The sequence below is a fragment of the Actinophytocola sp. genome (assembly GCF_035634895.1).
Classification (GTDB): Bacteria; Actinomycetota; Actinomycetes; order Mycobacteriales; family Pseudonocardiaceae; genus Actinophytocola.
Genome location: NZ_DASQCC010000194.1, coordinates 46,555 through 63,250 on the forward strand (window position 1 = coordinate 46,555; position 16,696 = coordinate 63,250).

16 protein-coding genes are annotated in these 16,696 nt (G+C 69.1%); 3 read left to right on the forward strand and 13 right to left on the reverse strand.

Annotated elements, in window-relative coordinates:
* Positions 1–180: 180 nt before the first annotated feature.
* The 7 genes from xylA to VET29_RS29540 all read right to left on the reverse strand — a co-directional run bounded on the left by xylA (position 181) and on the right by VET29_RS29540 (position 9,017).
* Positions 181–1,338 (reverse strand): xylose isomerase, encoded by a 1,158-nt coding sequence (xylA, locus tag VET29_RS29510; protein WP_324926404.1) that lies wholly within the window; start codon positions 1,336–1,338, stop codon positions 181–183.
* Positions 1,335–2,489, reverse strand: coding sequence for a Gfo/Idh/MocA family oxidoreductase (locus VET29_RS29515; RefSeq protein WP_324926406.1), 1,155 nt, complete (start codon positions 2,487–2,489; stop codon positions 1,335–1,337). Before VET29_RS29515 ends, xylA begins: the two co-directional genes overlap by 4 nt.
* Before the next feature lie 57 nt (positions 2,490–2,546).
* Positions 2,547–3,596, reverse strand: a complete 1,050-nt coding sequence (locus VET29_RS29520) for a substrate-binding domain-containing protein (RefSeq protein WP_324926409.1) — start codon at positions 3,594–3,596, stop codon at positions 2,547–2,549.
* 62 nt (positions 3,597–3,658) lie between these two features.
* Entirely contained in the window at positions 3,659–4,624 is a 966-nt protein-coding gene (locus tag VET29_RS29525; protein ID WP_324926481.1) for an ABC transporter permease, read from the reverse strand.
* 50 nt (positions 4,625–4,674) lie between these two features.
* Positions 4,675–6,207 carry a sugar ABC transporter ATP-binding protein gene (locus tag VET29_RS29530; RefSeq protein ID WP_324926411.1) on the reverse strand — a complete coding sequence of 511 codons (1,533 nt, stop codon included), beginning with the start codon at positions 6,205–6,207 and terminating at the stop codon, positions 4,675–4,677.
* A gap of 14 nt (positions 6,208–6,221) precedes the next feature.
* On the reverse strand, positions 6,222–7,448 hold the full coding sequence (locus VET29_RS29535; protein ID WP_324926413.1) for an ROK family protein: 1,227 nt from the start codon (positions 7,446–7,448) through the stop codon (positions 6,222–6,224).
* Positions 7,449–7,901: 453 nt separating this feature from the next.
* The gene (locus tag VET29_RS29540; RefSeq protein WP_324926483.1) at positions 7,902–9,017 is read right to left on the reverse strand and encodes an ROK family transcriptional regulator; all 1,116 of its coding nucleotides are present in this window, start codon (positions 9,015–9,017) and stop codon (positions 7,902–7,904) included.
* Positions 9,018–9,222: 205 nt separating this feature from the next.
* Here VET29_RS29540 and VET29_RS29545 point away from each other — a divergent pair, with 205 nt between their 5' ends.
* Entirely contained in the window at positions 9,223–9,420 is a 198-nt protein-coding gene (locus VET29_RS29545) for a YegP family protein (protein WP_324926415.1), read from the forward strand.
* 396 nt (positions 9,421–9,816) lie between these two features.
* On the forward strand, positions 9,817–10,854 hold the full coding sequence (locus VET29_RS29550) for a D-alanyl-D-alanine carboxypeptidase family protein (protein WP_324926417.1): 1,038 nt from the start codon (positions 9,817–9,819) through the stop codon (positions 10,852–10,854).
* Positions 10,855–10,891: 37 nt separating this feature from the next.
* Here VET29_RS29550 and yhjD read toward each other — a convergent pair whose 3' ends face one another.
* The 4 genes from yhjD to VET29_RS29570 form a co-directional block, all read right to left on the reverse strand.
* Positions 10,892–11,887 (reverse strand): inner membrane protein YhjD, encoded by a 996-nt coding sequence (yhjD, locus tag VET29_RS29555; RefSeq protein ID WP_324926419.1) that lies wholly within the window; start codon positions 11,885–11,887, stop codon positions 10,892–10,894.
* Between the two features lie 63 nt (positions 11,888–11,950).
* Positions 11,951–12,970 carry a tryptophan--tRNA ligase gene (gene trpS, locus VET29_RS29560; protein ID WP_324926421.1) on the reverse strand — a complete coding sequence of 340 codons (1,020 nt, stop codon included), beginning with the start codon at positions 12,968–12,970 and terminating at the stop codon, positions 11,951–11,953.
* Positions 12,971–12,988: 18 nt separating this feature from the next.
* Positions 12,989–13,198: a hypothetical protein gene (locus VET29_RS29565; RefSeq protein ID WP_324926422.1), complete on the reverse strand. Its 210-nt coding sequence runs from the start codon at positions 13,196–13,198 to the stop codon at positions 12,989–12,991.
* A gap of 200 nt (positions 13,199–13,398) precedes the next feature.
* Positions 13,399–14,067 (reverse strand): HD domain-containing protein, encoded by a 669-nt coding sequence (locus tag VET29_RS29570; protein ID WP_324926424.1) that lies wholly within the window; start codon positions 14,065–14,067, stop codon positions 13,399–13,401.
* A gap of 44 nt (positions 14,068–14,111) precedes the next feature.
* Between VET29_RS29570 and VET29_RS29575 the strand changes: the two genes are divergently transcribed.
* The gene (locus VET29_RS29575; RefSeq protein ID WP_324926426.1) at positions 14,112–14,837 is read left to right on the forward strand and encodes an MBL fold metallo-hydrolase; all 726 of its coding nucleotides are present in this window, start codon (positions 14,112–14,114) and stop codon (positions 14,835–14,837) included.
* Positions 14,838–14,905: 68 nt separating this feature from the next.
* Here the strand turns inward: VET29_RS29575 and VET29_RS29580 are convergent, their stop codons facing one another.
* Positions 14,906–15,235: an SH3 domain-containing protein gene (locus tag VET29_RS29580; RefSeq protein ID WP_324926428.1), complete on the reverse strand. Its 330-nt coding sequence runs from the start codon at positions 15,233–15,235 to the stop codon at positions 14,906–14,908.
* Positions 15,236–15,422: 187 nt separating this feature from the next.
* Positions 15,423–16,643 (reverse strand): NADP-dependent isocitrate dehydrogenase, encoded by a 1,221-nt coding sequence (locus VET29_RS29585; protein WP_324926430.1) that lies wholly within the window; start codon positions 16,641–16,643, stop codon positions 15,423–15,425.
* Positions 16,644–16,696 lie beyond the last annotated feature (53 nt).

Genomic DNA, 16,696 nt, shown 5'->3' on the forward strand with positions numbered 1-16,696 from the left:
GCCCCGTAACCCTCGACTCACCCCGGGTGGTTTAACCGCCTTCTTACTCGTGCCGTGGGCTAGCACTGGTATTTTCTCCTTGTCTCACCGAAATGGGGACCGCGAGAAGGGGTTGCACTCCTTTCCGTGTTCGCGGCGTCGCCTGACGTGCCGGTCGGGCGACGCCGCTATCTTTTTGTGTCAGCGAGTACCGAAAAGGTGCTCAAGGGCGAGCTGGTCGAGCTTTTCCACGTGCGCGCCGCGCAGGGCCGCCGCCTCCGCGTCGAACTCCTCCGCCCGCAGGTCCGCGAGGCTCTCGCCGTCGGCAAGCGTCGGCTTCGACAGCTCACCCGCACGGGCCTCGTCGAACGCCGCCGAGACCTCCGGGTCGGCCCGGAACGCACGCGCCTTCTCCGCGAAGATCAGGTAGTTGCGCATGCAGGCCTTGGCCGACTCCCACACACCGGACTCGTCCTCGATCCGGCCCGGCTTGAAGTCGAAGTGGCGCGGACCGTCGTAGTCGCTGTTCTCCAGCAGGTCGACCAGCAGGAACGCCGTCTTGACGTCGCCGTTGCCGAACCGCAGGTCCTGGTCGTACCGGGGCCCGTTCTGGCCGTTCAGGTCGATGTGGAACAGCTTGTTGTGCCACAGCGCCTGGGCATACCCGTGCACGACGGACATACCGGCCATCTGCTCGTGGCCGACCTCGGGGTTGAGGCCGACCCGGTCCGGCTCCTCCAGCTCGTTGATGAAGGCGAGCGCGTGCCCGATCGTCGGCAGGAAGATGTTCCCGCGCGGCTCGTTCGGCTTGGGCTCCAACGCGAAGCGGAGGTCGTAGCCCTGCTCCCGCACGTACGCGCACAGGATGTCGAGCGACTCCTTGTACCGGTCGAGGGAGGCACGGACGTCCTTCGCCACGTCCGACTCGGCGCCCTCTCGGCCGCCCCACAGGACGTAGGTCTTGGCGCCCAGCTCGGCCGCCAGGTCCAGGTTGCGCAGGACCTTGCGCAGTGCGTAGCGACGAACGTCACGGTCGTTCGCCGTGAGGGCGCCCTCCTTGAACACCGGGTGGCTGAACAGGTTGGTGGTGGCGGTCGTCACGATCAGCCCGGTGGCGTCGAGCGCCTTGCGGAAGCTCGCGATCTTGGCGGCCCGGTCGGCGTCCGGCGAGCCCAACCCGAACAGGTCGTCGTCGTGGAAGTTCACGCCGTACGCGCCCAGCTCGGCGAGCTTCTCGACCGCGTGGGCGGGGTCCATCGGCTCGCGGGTGGCGACGCCGAACGGGTCGACGCCCGGCCAGCCCACGGTCCAAAGACCGAAGCTGAACTTGTGTTCCGGGCGAGGGGTGAAGTCAGTCATACAGGAATCTCCGTCCACTGTGAACCGTTCTCGGCACTCCTTTCTACCGCGCCGAGCACCCGCTGCACCTGGAGTCCGTCCTTGAAGGACGGACTGGGGTTCACCCCGTCGTGTATCGCCCGCAGGAAATCCACCACTTCGTGGGTGAATGTGTGTTCGTAGCCGAGAATGTGCCCCGGTGGCCACCACGCGCCGACGTACGGGTGCGTGGGCTCGGTCACGAGGATCCGCCGGAAGCCGGCCTCGTCACCGGGGTTCGCGCCGTCGTAGAACCACAGCTCGTTCATGTCCTCGAAGCCGAACCGCAACGAGCCGAGCGAGCCGTTGATCTCCAGCGACATGCCGTTCTTGCGCCCGAGCGCGAAGCGCGTCGCCTCGTACGTGGCGAGGGCGCCGCCCGCGAACCGTCCGAAGAAGACAGCGGCGTCGTCGACGGTCACGTCGTCCAGCTTGCCGCCGCTCTCGTCCGGTCGCTTGTGGACGAACGTCTTCGTGAGCGCGGAGACGCCGGTCAGCAAATCACCCACGAGATACTGCGTCGCGTCGATGATGTGCGCGCCGAGGTCGCCGAGCGCGCCGGAGCCGGCCTTGTCCTTGCGCAGCCGCCAGGTCATTGGCGCGTCGGCGTCGGACAGCCAGTCCTGCAGGTAGAGCGCGCGGACGTGGCGGACCTCGCCGAGCCGGCCCTCCTCGATCAGCTTGCGGGCGAAGGCGATCGCGGGCACGCGACGGTAGTTGAACGCCACCATCGAGCGCACACCGCGCTCCCTGGCCGCCTCCGCGGCGGCCACCATCGTCTCCGCCTCCTCGACGGTGTTGGCGAGCGGCTTCTCGCACAGCACGTGCTTGCCGGCCTCCAGCGCCGCCACCGCTATCTCACAGTGCGAGTCGCCCGGCGTGCAGATGTCCACGATCTGCACGTCGGGCGAGCGGACCAGCTCGCGCCAGTCCGTCTGCACGCTGTGCCACCCGAACTTCGCCGCGGCCGCCTTGGTGCGCGCGAGGTCACGCCCACCGAGCACGGCGAGTTCCGGTGTCACCGGCAGGTCGAAGAACCGGTGCGCGGTCCGCCACGCGTGTGAGTGCACCGCACCCATGAACGCGTGGCCGACCATGCCGACCCCGATCCGTCCCCCGCTGCCCTCTGTCATCTCACCCTCCGTTGGTCATCAAGAAGTACGCACTGACACACCCGCTCTGTTGGTGGATCAGGAGTCGAAGCCGACGTCCAGGTAGTCGTCGACGTTCTCCTTGGTGACCACGGCCGAGTACGTGGTGATGAACGCCGGGATCTCGTGCTCCGCCATGTCCGCGATGCCCTTCGACTGGCCGAGCAGCCGGGCCAGCGAGATGGCCGACGACGCCATCGACGGGCTGTAGAGCACGGTCGCCTTGATGACCTTGTTGTCCGCCTTGATGATGTCCATCATGTTCTTCGAGCCGGCGCCGCCGACCATGATGAACTCGCTGCGGCCCGCGGAGTCGATCGCCGCCATGACGCCGATGCCCTGGTCGTCGTCGTGGTTCCACAGCGCGTCGAGCTTGCTGGCGCCCTGCAGCAGGTTCGCCGTCTGCTTCTCGCCGGACTCCGCCGTGAACTCCGCCGCCACGCGCGGGCCGACCGAGAAACCGTTCTTGGCGAGCGCGTCCTTGTAGCCCTTGCTGCGTTCCTGGGTCAGCGGCAGCGAGTCGATGCCCGCGACCTCGCCGATGATCGGGCTCGAGACGTTCTTGGCCTTCATCTGCTCGGCGATGTAGAGGCCCGCGTTGTAGCCCATGCGGTAGTTGTCGCCGCCGATCCACGTGCGGTACGCGGTCGGGGTGTCGAAGACGCGGTCCAGGTTGACCACCGGGATGCCCGCGTCCATCGCCTCCTGACCGGCGGAGGTGAGCGCCTTGCCGTCCTGCGGCAGGATCACGAGGACGTCGACCTTCTCGTTGACCAGGGACTCGACCTGCGCGATCTGCTGGTCGACGTTGCTCGTGCCCTCGGTGGCCTTGAAGGTGACGTCCTTGAACACGTCGGCCTGCGCCTTGGCGTTCTTGGTGATCGCCGCGATCCAGCCGTGGTCCGCGGCCGGCGCGGCGAAGCCGATCGTGACCTGCTTGCCCTGCTTGGCGTTGTCCTCGCCGCCCTGCGCCACCTGCTGCGGCGTGTCACCGCTCGAGTCGTTGGAGGTGCAGGCGACGGCGAACGCGCTCGCGCCGAGCGCGCCGGCGCCGAGGAGGAATCGACGGCGGGCCAGGGACGGGTCCATAGGTACTCCCTTGTACTGAGGTCGGACGGGGGGATCTTTCGTGGCGGGAAACAGGAATGGTCCTAGGTTTTCGCACGGCGGGAGGTCAGCGTCTGCAGCAGCACGGCGCCGACGATGATCACACCCTTGGCGATGTTCTGGATGTCGGTCTCGAGGTTGTTCTGGGTGAAGATGCTGTTCACCACGGTGAAGATCAGCACGCCGATGAGCGTGCCGATCAGCGTGCCGCGGCCGCCGGTGAGCAGCGTGCCGCCGATGACGACGGCGGCGATGGCGTCCAGTTCGTAGAACATGCCGTTGGTCGATGCGCCCGATGTGGTGCGGGCGACCACCATGATCGCGGCGATGCCGCAGCACAGGCCGGCGATCGCGTAGACCATCGCCGTGTGCAGCTTGACGTTGATGCCGGCGAGGCGCGCGGCTTCGGTGTTGCCGCCGATCGCGAAGGTGCGGCGGCCGAACGTCGTGCGGTTCAACAGGATCCAGCCGACCACGAACACGACGGCGAGCATCCAGATCAGCACGGGGATGCCGAGGAGGTCACCGCGGAAGAAGTCGAGGAAGCCCTGCTCCCGCACGACCTGCGTCTGCCGTTCGGACAGCCGCTCGGCGAGGCCGCGGGCCGACGCGTACATGGCGAGCGTCGCGATGAAGGGCACGACCTTGCCGTAGGAGATGAGCACGCCGTTGATGAGCCCCGCACCGAGACCCACCAGCAGTGCGCACAGGACCATCACCCACGGGCCGTACTCCTGGGTCGCCAGCGTCGTCATCCACACGCTCGACAGCGCGACCATCGAGCCGACCGACAGGTCGATGCCGCCCGAGATGATGACGAACGTCATACCGACCGAGACGACGCCGATGGCCGCGGCCAGCCGCAGCATGATGGAGACGTTGTTCTCGCCGAGGAAGGTTGAGTTGAGTGCGTACCCGACGATGCACAGCGCGACGAGCACGCCGATGAGGATCGTCAGCCGGATGTCCAGCGGGAACCCACCGGACTTCTTCGGCGGAGCCGTCTGCACGGCGGGCGGCCGATTGTCCACAGTGGATGGTGACTTCTCAGACACGTCGCTCACACCACTACCTCGCTACCTTCCATCACCATGTCCAGAATGGACGCTTCGGTGAGCTCCTTGGCCGGCGCCTCGGTGAGCACCCGGCCTTCCCGCATGACCAGCACGCGGTCGGACAGCCCGAGCACCTCGGGCACCTCGCTCGAGACCAGCACCACGGCCACCCCGGCGGCCGCGAGCTCGTGGATCAGCCGGTACAGCTCGGCGCGCGCGCCGACGTCGACGCCGCGCGTCGGCTCGTCGAGCAGCAAAACCTTGCAGTCGCGCACGAGCCACCGTGCGACGACCGCCTTCTGTTGGTTGCCACCGGAGAACGTGCGCACGAGCCGCCGGGGGTCGGCCGGGCGCATGTCGAGCCGTTCCAGCGTGGCGCGGGAGTCCCGCAGTTCCCTGCCACGGTCGGCGAAGCCGAACCGGCTGTACTCCGGCAGGCTCGCGAGCGTCACGTTGTTGGCCACCGACTGGTCCAGCAGCAGCGCCTGGCTCTTGCGCTCCTCGGGCGCGAGCCCGATGCCGGCCGCGACCGCGGCGGAGACACTGCCCGGCCGCAGGCGCCGCCCGCCGATCGTCACCATGCCGGCGTCGGACTTCCTTGCCCCGTAGACGGTTTCGAGCACCTCGCTGCGGCCGGCGCCGACCAGGCCGGCGATGCCGAGGATCTCCCCGGCCCGCACGGTGAAGCTGACGTCGGAGAACTCGCCCTTCCGCGAGAGCCCGGTGACCGTGAGGACCTCGTTGCCCTCGTCAACGGTGGTCACCTCGCGGAGCGGGAACACCGTCTCCACCATGCGGCCGGACATGAGGTTCACGAGGTCGGCCGTCGGGGTGTCGGCCGGCAGGTTCGTCCCGACCGTGCGGCCGTCCTTGAGGACGGTGACCCGGTCGCCGATGCGGCGGATCTCGTCGAGCCGGTGGGAGATGTAGACGACCGCGACGCCGTCGTCGGTGAGGTCCTCGACGACGCGGAACAGGTTGTCCACCTCGTCGGCGGCGAGCGCGGCGGTCGGCTCGTCCATGATGATCAGCTTCGCGTCATGCGCGAGCGCGCGGGCCATTGACACGAGCTGCTGGCCGGCCGCCGACAGCAGCCCGACCTCGCGGCCCGGCGGGATCTCGGGGTGGCCGAGCCGGCGCATGAGCTCGCGGGCCTGGCGGCGGGCCGAGCCCCGGTTCGAGAAGCCGAACCTCGACGGCTCGTGGCCGAGGAAGATGTTCTCCGCGACCGAGAGCCCCTCGACGAGGTCCAGCTCCTGGTACATGGTCGCCACGCCGAGCCGCAGCGCGGCGTCCGGTGAGGTCAGCCGGGCCGGCGTGCTCCGCCAGAGGATGGCGCCCTCGTCGGGCTGGTGCGCGCCGGACAGGACCTTGATCAGCGTCGACTTGCCGGCGCCGTTCTGGCCGAGCAGGCAGTGCACCTCCCCGGCGCGGACCTCCAGGTCCACGCCGTCCAGCGCACGCACGCCGGGGAAGGTCTTGACGATGCCGGACATCGTCAGGAGCACTTCGTCCGTCGGGTCACTCGCAGTGCTCATTGGTTCGCTCCCGCTCACGCCGGCGCCTCCTGTTCCTGTGCCTGGACGACGGGCACGACCGTGGGGTCCTCCAGCACCCGGCGCAGCGACGCCAACGCGCCGCCGGTGGTCGCCGCGGTGAAGCCGAGCCGCGAGCCGACCACTCTCGCGCCGCCGGCGCCGGGTGCGAGGACATGGGCCACGACCTGGCTGCGAATCGGCTCGACCAGCCACTCGGGCAGCGCGGCGAAGTAGCCGCCGAGCACCACCACGGCCGGGTTGAGCATGTTCACCAGGTACGAGACCCCGAGACCCAGCGCGATCGCGATCTGGTGCAACGCGTCGAGCGTGCGCCGGTCATGCTGTTCCGCGCGGGAGCGGATCATGCGCATGCGCTGGTCGAGATCGAGTGCGGGGTCGCGGATCGGGTCGTCCGGGTCGGCACAGGCGTGCAGCAGCGCGCCGAGCCCGACCTGGGTCTCCCAGCAGCCGCGGCGCCCGCACGAGCAGTACGGGCCGAGCGGGTCCATGGCCATGTGCCCGATCTCGCCGGCGAACCCGCCCACGCCCCGGATGAGCCGGCCACCGGCGATCACGCCGCCGCCGATGCCGAAGTCGCCGGTCAGGTAGACGAGGTCGGCGACGTCCATGGCCGCCAACTCCGCCATGGCGCCGAGGTTCGCGTCGTTGTCGACGACGATCTGGTCGAGCGGGAGGTCCGTGCGGGCGGCGAGGCCGTCGACGACCGCGACGTCCCGCCAGCGCAGCCGCGGCGAGAAGGTGACCGTGCCGGCCTCCGTGTCCACCAGGCCGGGGACGGAGACGGTGACGCCGATGGCGTTCTTGAGGCCGGCCATGGCCTCGGTCACCAGCTGGGCGAGCTGGGCGAGCGTCTGCTCGGGCCCGGCCGCCGGCACGTCCACGGTGGCTCGCTTCTGGAACAGGACCTCGCCGCTGAGGTTGGTGACGAGCGCGCTGACGTGCCCGACATGCACGTCCAGGCCGATGCCGCACACGCTGTCGGGCCGCAGGTCGACCAGCTGGCCGGGGCGTCCCTGCCCGCCGGCGGACACCCCGGCGTCGTGCACGAGCCCCCGCGTCTCGAGGTCGGTGACGAGGCTGGAGACGGTCGCCTTGGAGAGCCCGGACCGCACCGCGAGCTGGGCCCGCGAGAGCGCCCCGTGCTCCCTGAGGGTGCGCACGAGCAGCGCGAGGTTCCCTCGGCGCAGACCCGCCTGGTCTGCGGGGCGGCTCTGGCCCACCGGCGCTCCCACTTCGTTGAGTGCCCGATCGAAGACCGGTGCTCTAACTCACAAAGAAGACTGTCTCAGGGGGACATAGGTCTGCAATAGTCCGATTGGCGCAACATCTTACCCGATCTTTCGTCCCGAATCGTCAAAAGAAGCGCTGCCCCAGCGAGAAGTCCCCCGCCCACCACCCCCCGTCCGCCCCCAAAAACCCGCGAGTCCCGCGTTCAACCATGGCGAGTCCCGCGTTCGCACATACCGAGTTGCGGTTTCGTGCAGACGGCGTGTGCACGAAACCGCAACTCAGGGTGTGTGAACGCGGGACTCGATGTGCTCGGACCCGGGACGGGACTCGGCGTGCTCGAACACCGGACTCGGTGTGCGTGAACGCGGGACTCTGGGTGGTTGAACGCGGGACTCGGTGTGCTTGAACGCGGGACTCGCGGTGTGTGAAGGCGGGACTCGCGGTTAGTTCATGGGGGCGAAGGCTCGGTCGGTTGCTGACCATGCCGCGCCGGTTACGCCGGCGATCTCGCCCAGCTCCGACAGGACTATCGGGAGGTTGCCGGTCGCCAGGGGGAGTGAGCGGCGGTAGACGGAGCTGCGGACCTCGGCGAGGAGTGGGTGGCCCAGGCGGGAGACGCCGCCGCCGATGACCACGATGCCCGGGTTGAGGAAGCTCACCAGCGACGCGACCACGTGGCCCAGGCGGCGGCCGCCTTCGCGGACCAGGTTCGCGGCGGCGAAGTCGCCGGCCGTGGCGGCCTCGCCCACGTCCTGGGCGGTCAGCTTGCCCCGGTCGGTCAGCTTCTCGGCCAGCATGGCCGAACGGCCGGAGCGGGCCAGGGTCAGCGCGTCGCGGGCCAGTGCCGAGCCGCCGAAGTACGCCTCCAGGCAGCCGACCTCGCCGCACGCGCAGGCGGGACCGTAGTCGTCGAGACGGATGTGGCCGATGTCGCCCGCCGTGCCCGCGACCCCGCGGTACACCTTGCCGCCGAGCACGATGCCGCAGCCGATGCCGGTGCCGACCTTCACGAAGATGAGGTCGTCGAGCGAGCGGGCCACGCCTGCGTGCCGCTCGCCCAGCGCCATGACGTTGACGTCATTGTCGACGGTGACCGGACAGTCCCACTTCCCGGCCAGCTCGTCACGTACCGGGTAGCGGTCCCAGCCGGGCATGATCGGCGGCGCGACCGGCATGCCGTCACGGAAGCTCACCGGGCCGGGCAGGCCGATGCCGGCGCCCATCAGGCGACCGGGCGCCTTCTGCAGCACGCGGGCGGCGAGGTCGACGATGCGGCCGAGCACGGGGGTGGGGCCGAGCCGGACCTCACAGTCCTCGCTCTCGATGGCCAGGACCTCGCACCGGCCGTCGGTGAGCGCGACGTTGATCGAGGTCGCACCCACGTCCGCGGCGATGAAGCGCAGGTCGTCGGCGAGATGCACGAGCGTCGAGCGGCGGCCGCCCCTGCTCGCGGCCGGGCCGCCGATCTCGACCAGTCCGGTGTCGACCAGCCGCGCGAGCTCGCCGGTCAGCTTGGCCCTGGGCAGGTCGAGCCGTTCCCCGAGGGCTACGCGGGACATCGGGCCCTCGTCGCGCAGCAACGCGAGCAGTCGCGACTGCTGCCGCGAGGACACCTTCACCTGCTGCCCCGTGGTCGGCGAGTTCACATGTTCAATCTAACCCCGAACGGGTACGCGCTAGTCGTAGACTGCGCGCCGCCGCGTCCCCGAGTCCCCACCGGATCGCGCGGCATGTCCACCCCAACAACCACCTGGAGTAACGAACATGGCCGCGAAGTTCGAGATCTACGAGGACGGCAAGGGCGAGTTCCGGTTCCGGCTGAAGGCCGGCAACGGTGAGATCGTGGCGACCGGCGAGAGCTACAAGTCCAAGGCCGGCGTGATCAACGGGGTCGACGCGGTCAAGCGCGCGGCGGCCGAAGCGGAGATCGACGACAAGACCGACGAGAAGGCGAAGGCCTGATCGTTTTTCACTCGAAAGAGGGCTTTGCGAGCGCCCGCTAGCAAAGCCCCTCTCTCGGGACTTCGAGAGGGTCACGGTTCCCATATGACTGAGAAGCCCTAGGCTGCCAACGTGCGCCTTGCAGCCACCAGGTTCGTGCCGGCCTTCATCTTGTCACTATGCGCCCTGGTCATCACCGCAATCGTCGCCGCCCCGGGTGCCGTTGCCGCACGCAACGCACGCCAGGGGCAGCCGAGCAACGGGGACAACGACGCCACGCAGGGGGCCTGCCAGCATCGGGAGCTTCCCCCGCCGCCGATCGACACGTCGGAGGAGCCGAAGCCGGGCACGCCGAGCCCACAACCACTCCCTGTTCCTGAGGACCCCGTCGGGGGAGCACGGATGGGTGAGTGCGGCATGGTTCAGCCCGAGAACGCCCCTGCGGCGCCCGCTGTGACGGCCGCCACATGGGTGATTTCCGACCTCGAGTCCGGCGACGTGCTCGCCGCCAAGGACCCGCACGCCCGCGAGCGTCCGGCGTCGCTGATCAAGGTCCTGCTGGCCATCGTCGTCATCCGCGAGCTGCGCCCGGACCAGGTCATCACGGGCACGCAGGAGGACGCGAACCAGGAGGGCACGCGGGTCGGCATCGGGGAGGGCGGCCAGTACACGGTCGACCAGCTGCTGCACGCCCTCGTGATGCGCTCGGGCAACGACGCCGCGTTCGCGCTGTCCCGCGCGCTCGGCGGCGCGGACGCCGCGACGGACAAGATGGACGCGCTGGCCAAGGAGATGGGCGCGCTCGACACGCGGGCCGCGACCCCGTCCGGCCTGGACGGTCCCGGCATGACGACGTCCGCGTACGACATGAGCCTGATCTTCCGCGCGGCGATGAAGCACGAGGAGTTCGCCGCCGCGGCGAAGACCCAGAAGATCGACTTCCCGGGTTACGGCGGCCGACCGGGCTTCCAGGTCAACAACGACAACCATCTGCTCCGCGAGTACGAGGGCTTCCTCGGCGGCAAGACCGGCTTCACCGACGACGCGCGGCACACCTACGTCGGCGCGGCGGAGCGCAACGGCCGGCGCCTGGCGGTCGTGCTGCTGCGTGGTGAGCGCGAGCAGGCGCCACTGTCGAAGCAGGGCGCGGCGCTCCTGGACTACGGCTTCACCCTGGCGACCGCGAAGACCAAGCCGGTCGGCGAGCTGGTGAGCAAGTCACCGGAGGCACAGCCCAAGCAGGACGGCAGCGCGGAGAAGGACGACGCGGCGAGCCGGCCCGTGAGCGGCGAGCCGACCTCGGACTCGGCGCGCGCGTCGGCCGATGCGGACCGCTCGGCCTTCGGCAACGTCGGCCTGCCGCTGGTCATCCTGGCCTCCGTCGGGATCCTCGCCGTCGCCGGCATGTGGTACCGACGCCGCAGGGCCCGCCTGGCCCGCGCGAACCGCGGCTAGCGCGGCGCCGAGGCTAGAGCGGTGTCGAGAGGCGGGCCTAGTCCGAGCGGCGCTTCCGGCCCCGCAGCAGCAGACCCAGCAGGGCGCCCGCGCCGAGGAGTCCCGCCGCGGCGCCCGGGGTCGGGCCCTTCTGGACGACCATCCGCGGGCTGATCACGGCCGGCGGCGGTGGCGGCGGTATCGGGGCGACGAAGTTCTCCCTGGCGGTGGCCGTCCACGCCGTGATGAACAGCAGGAAGCGCGACACCAGGTTCGCGAACACCAGCAGACCGATGATCGGACCGAACAGCTGGCCGGACGGCGAGCTCGTCACGCTCGCCAGGTACACCGCGAAGACCTGTTTCAGCAGCTCGAACCCGACCGAAGCCGCGGCCGCGCCACGGACCGCCGAGCGGACCCCCACCTTCTCGCGGGGCAGCCGCGACAGCACCCACAGGAACACCAGCCAGTTCGCCACCAGTGACAGCACGATCGTGGCCACCCGCAGCAGGAACACCGCCCACGCGTCGTCGTCGAGGCCGACCAAGCCGAGCAGCCACGAACCCAGCCCGCCCCCGGCGGCGGACAGTCCGAACGAGACCGCCAGCGCCAGCCCGAGCCCGAGCAGTGCCAGCAGGTCCTTGATCGTCGTGCTGAGGAACGGGCGCTGCTTGTGCTCCAGCCCCCACTGCGCGGTCAGGGCATCACGCAGGTTCGACATCCAACCGAGGCCGGAGTACAGCGCGGCGAGCAGGCCGAGGATTCCGACCGTGCTGCGCGACTTGATGGCCTCGTCGACGACGTCGGTGATCGTCTCGCCCAGCCCGGACGGCACCGCGTCGGTGATGCCGTGCTTCATTTCCGTCAGCAGGGCGTCGTTGCCGGCCAACACGAAACCGGCGATAGCGAAGGCGATCATCAACAATGGGAACAGCGAGAGCACGCTGAAATACGTGATGGCGGCGGCGTAATGGTTGCCATAGCGCTCGGTGAACGCCTCGCCCGCCCGTGCGAGATGGTCGAGCCACGGCCGCGCCCGCCGCTGCCGGGTCATGAACGATTCTTTTTTGTCCGCCGCCACGGGCAAACGTTAGCCGCGCCAGACGGTCCGTGCACGTTAGGACGGCGCGAGGAAACCCAGCTTGTCGTAGGTCCTGGCGAGCGTCCGGCCGGCGACCTCGCGGGCCCGCTCGGCGCCGCGCGAGAGGATCTTGTCCAGCTCGGCCGGGTCGTCCAGGTACGCCCGCACCCGCTCCCGCACCGGCGTGACGAACTCGACGAGCGCCTCGGCGACCTCCTTCTTCAGGTCGCCGTAGCCCTTGCCGGCGTAGTCGTCCTGCAGCTGCGCGGTGGTGCGGTCGGTGAAGGCCGACAGGATCGCCAGCAAGTTAGACACACCCGGCTTGTGCTCGGGGTCGTACCGGATCTCCCGGTCGTTGTCGGTCACCGCCGAGCGGATCTTCTTGGCCGACACCTTGGGGTCGTCGAGCAGGTCGACGATGCCGGCCGGCGAGGACGAGGACTTGCTCATCTTCGAGCCGGGGTCCTGCAGGTCGTAGATCTTGGCCGCGTCCTTGAGGATGTACGGCTCCGGCAGCACGAACGTGCGGCCGAAACGGGAGTTGAAGCGCTGCGCGAGGTCGCGGGTCAGCTCGAGGTGCTGGCGCTGGTCCTCACCGACGGGCACATGGTTGGCCTGGTAGCAGAGGATGTCCGCGGCCTGGAGCGACGGGTAGCCGAACAGGCCGAGCGTGATCCGGTCCTGCGCCTGCTTGGCGGACTTGTCCTTGAACTGGGTCATCCGGCTGGCCTCGCCGAAGCCGGTGAGGCACTGCATGACCCAGCCCAGCTGCGCGTGCTCCGGCACCTGGCTCTGCACGAACAGCGTGGCGCGCTCGGGGTCGATGCCCAGCGCCAACAGCTGCGCGGCGGAGATCCTGGTGCGCTTGCGCAGCAGCTTGGGGTCGTGCTCGACGGTGATCGCGTGCAGGTCGACCACGCAGTAGAACGTGTCGTGCGTGTCCTGCATGGCGACCCACTGACGCACCGCGCCGAGGTAGTTGCCGAGGTGGAACGAGTCAGCCGTCGGCTGGATCCCGGACAGTACGCGCGGGCGACGTTCTTGCGTTTCCGTCACTCCCCGATTCTGCCAGGGTCAGACGACGGCCTTGTCGGTGACCGTCGGCTCCGGCCGGGGTTTCGGGGCCGGGGAAAGGCCGCGGCGGCGGTGCCGCAGCAGGCCGGTCACCAGGCCACCCAGTCCGACGACGACCGCGGCCACACCGACGGGGCCGATGGGGAACTGCATGTTCGATGCCGCGACGCCGTCCGCCGTGCTGGCGCTCGCCACGACCGCTCCGGTCACCAGGGCGACCGGCACCAGAGAAAAGACCACACTCAGCCGAACTAGCCTGGCGACCGCCAGGGCAACTCGGTTGCGCACTGGTGCGCCTCCTGTGTTCGTCACCATCGGGTTACACCCGTTTAGGGGTCTTCCGGCCGGGGAACTCCACCGTGAGTGCTGGCAGGTTAGCCCAATCGGTACGACGCGGGAGAGTAGTCCCCCTACCGCGCCGGTGGCCACCCGGGGCCGGCTTCTGCCTGCTGACCTGCGGCGATCCAGCCGTTGTCGCTCGCGGTGTCGATCAACGCCGCCATCGCCTCGCCCAGCGCCGTGGACGCCTCACCGATGTGAGCGGTCCGCGTGCGCACGGTGTCCGCCGTGACACCCGGTGTGCGCCAGGTTCCGCCGCCGGCCATCCAGTTGAGCAGGTTGGGCTCCAGCCGGTCGATGGCCTTCGCGAACCGGGCCTCGGGGGTCACCCGGGCCTCGAACTCGTCCCAGAGCGCACGGAAGTCGCCGGCCTGGTCGGCCGGCAGCAGCCCGAACAGGCGCTCGGCGGCGGCCAGCTCCCGCTCGGCCTGGCTGGTCCGGAGCTCGTCGTCGTACAGGGGCGTGTCCCCCGCGTAGATCTCGACGAGGTCGTGCACGACGACGAGCTTGATGGTGTGCCCCACGTCGATGGGTTCGTCGGCGTACTCGGCGAGGACCGGGACCATCAGCGCGAGGTGCCACGAGTGCTCCGCGTCGTTCTCCCGCCGCGCCACGGCCGCGAGCGTCGACGCGCGGAGCACGGTCTTGAGCCGGTCCACCTCGATCAGGAACGCCAGCTGCCGCCCCAACCGGCCGTCTACCGGCAGCGGGCGGCGTTCGACGAGCAAAGGTTCGTCCACACACGCGACCCTGTCATACGCGGCGGACACTAGGCTGCTGGGTCGTGAGGATCACCGTGCTCGGCAGCTGCGCGGCCTGGCCGGAGCCGGGGCGGGCGTGTGCCGGGTTCCTGGTCGAGCACGCCGGCTTCCGGGTGGTGCTGGACCTGGGTTTCGGCACGTTGCCAAGGCTCCTGGCCCTCTGCCCGAACGGCGCCGTGGACGCGGTCGTGATCACGCATGCGCACAGTGACCACTGCGTGGACCTGAACGGCCTACTGCGGGTGCGGCACTACGGGGAGCTCTCGTTCGACCGGATCCCGCTGCTGTGCGCGCCCGGGGTGGCGTCACTTGTCGACGGCCTGGAGCCGTCCCCGAGGCTGACCGAGCTCTTCGACGTCGTGGAGCTGCCCGGGACGCACAAGGTGGGGCCGTTCGAGGTACTGGGGTTGGCGCTGCCGCACCACGTGCCGAACGTGGGCGTCCGCCTCACCACGACCCGTCACCGGACCATGGCCTACACCGGTGACACCGGTCCGTCGCCGGCCCTGGCCGAGCTGGGGCGACGGGCGGACCTCTACATCATGGACGCGACCCTCCAGGGCGAGCCCGAGGAGCACCTGCTGTCGGCGGAGGCGGCCGGGCACTGGGCACGCGAGGCGGACGCACGACGGTTGATGCTGACGCACTTCTGGCCGGGGAACGACCGCGGTGTGTCACTGCGACAGGCGGCCACCACGTACGCCGGGGAGATCCTGGCGGCGGAGGAAGGCCTGGTGGTCGAGCTGTGACGGACTTCTGAGCCGCGCAGGAGGACACGGGGTTCGTGCGCCCGTCGAGGACGAGCGTTACCTGCTGGTCAGCACTTCTTGGCGTCGAGTGGGCGGATGAAGTCGACCGAGACCCAGCGGCCCGCGCTGAGCTGGCGGAAGCCGTTCTGGACCACCTTGCTCGCGTCGGACTCCTCGCCCCTGGCCAGCTCGTCCACCACGTTCGCGGGGTCCACGACCGGGGCCGAACGCACCCGTACGCCGTCCTCCGTGGACGCGATGCGGCAGGCCACGGTCTCGGTGGAGGTCGGACCCTGCTTCGTGTGCTGCTCGTCCTTGCCCTGGACGTACAGCACCCCGACACCCGCGACCAGCGCGATCGCGATCACGGTTCGCTTGCCGGTCAGCTTCAACTTCACCGGTATCGCTCCTCATGACGGCACGACACGAATATGCCATCCACAGGTATAGCTCAGCCCGTTGGAGAAATGAAAGAGCCTGGGCACAAACCACTCTCGTGATGCAGTGGCCGGGCGGTGGACACCACGCTCCGTAAAGAAATGCCACGCCCGCGCATAACGCGGGCGTGGCATTTGACAAAACCAATCAGGCAGCTGCCATCTTCTTCTGGAGGTTCTCGTCAAGTGTCGCGAGGAAGTCCTCGGTGGTCTGCCATTCCTGGTCCTTGCCGATGAGCAGGGCCAGGTCCTTGGTCATCCGACCGCTCTCGACGGTCTCGATGATGACCTTCTCGAGCGTCTCGGCGAAGCCGATGACCTCCGGCGTGCCGTCCTGCTTGCCCCGGGCCTCGAGGCCGCGGGTCCACGCGAAGATCGACGCGATCGGGTTGGTCGAGGTCGGCTTGCCGGCCTGGTGCTGGCGGAAGTGCCTGGTCACCGTGCCGTGCGCGGCCTCGGCCTCCACCTTGCCGTCCGGCGTCATGAGCACCGACGTCATCAGGCCGAGCGACCCGAAGCCCTGCGCGACCGTGTCGGACTGGACGTCACCGTCGTAGTTCTTGCACGCCCAGACGTAGCCGCCCTCCCACTTGAGCGCGGCGGCGACCATGTCGTCGATGAGCCGGTGCTCGTAGGTCAGGCCCTTGGCATCGAAATCGGCCTTGAACTCGGCCTCGAAGATCTCGGCGAACACGTCCTTGAACATGCCGTCGTAGGCCTTCAGGATCGTGTTCTTCGTGGACATGTACAGCGGGTACTCGCGCTCCAGCGAGTAGCGCATCGATGCCCGTGCGAAATCCTCGATGGACTTGCGGTAGTTGTACATCCCGACCGCGACGCCGCCGCCCTCCGGGAACTGCGCGACCTCGAACTCCATCGGCTCGCCGCCGTCGGACGGCTGGTAGCTGATGGTCAGCGTGCCGGGGCCGGGCACCTTGAAGTCCGTGGCCTTGTACTGGTCGCCGTGGGCGTGGCGGCCGATGATGATCGGCTTGGTCCAGCCCGGCACCAGCCGCGGGATGTTCGAGATGACGATCGGCTCGCGGAAGATCACGCCGCCGAGGATGTTGCGGATGGTGCCGTTGGGGCTCCGCCACATCTTCTTCAGGCCGAACTCCTCGACCCGGGCCTCGTCCGGGGTGATCGTGGCGCACTTCACACCGACGCCGTACTTCGCGATGGCGTTCGCCGCGTCGACGGTCACCTGGTCGTCGGTGGCGTCCCGGTGCTCTATGCCCAGGTCGTAGTAGTCCAGGTTGATGTCCAGGTACGGGTGGATCAGCTTTTCCTTGATGAACTGCCAGATGATGCGGGTCATCTCGTCGCCGTCGAGCTCGACGACCGTCCCCTGGACCTTGATCTTGGCCATGTGCCGGGATTCTCCTCTCGCGTCCTCATTGCGCGCGCGTTCGTCTGCTTCGC

Bases quoted from the DNA above. Each gene is read 5' to 3' on its own strand.
- VET29_RS29550 (WP_324926417.1), top strand. From the start codon at position 9,817: ATGGTTCAGCCCGAGAACGCCCCTGCGGCGCCCGCTGTGACGGCCGCC.
- VET29_RS29530 (WP_324926411.1), bottom strand. From the start codon at position 6,207: ATGAGCACTGCGAGTGACCCGACGGACGAAGTGCTCCTGACGATGTCC.
- VET29_RS29585 (WP_324926430.1), bottom strand. From the start codon at position 16,643: ATGGCCAAGATCAAGGTCCAGGGGACGGTCGTCGAGCTCGACGGCGAC.
- yhjD (WP_324926419.1), bottom strand. From the start codon at position 11,887: ATGACCCGGCAGCGGCGGGCGCGGCCGTGGCTCGACCATCTCGCACGG.
- xylA (WP_324926404.1), bottom strand. From the start codon at position 1,338: ATGACTGACTTCACCCCTCGCCCGGAACACAAGTTCAGCTTCGGTCTT.
- VET29_RS29515 (WP_324926406.1), bottom strand. From the start codon at position 2,489: ATGACAGAGGGCAGCGGGGGACGGATCGGGGTCGGCATGGTCGGCCAC.
- VET29_RS29520 (WP_324926409.1), bottom strand. From the start codon at position 3,596: ATGGACCCGTCCCTGGCCCGCCGTCGATTCCTCCTCGGCGCCGGCGCG.
- VET29_RS29545 (WP_324926415.1), top strand. From the start codon at position 9,223: ATGGCCGCGAAGTTCGAGATCTACGAGGACGGCAAGGGCGAGTTCCGG.
- VET29_RS29540 (WP_324926483.1), bottom strand. From the start codon at position 9,017: ATGTCCCGCGTAGCCCTCGGGGAACGGCTCGACCTGCCCAGGGCCAAG.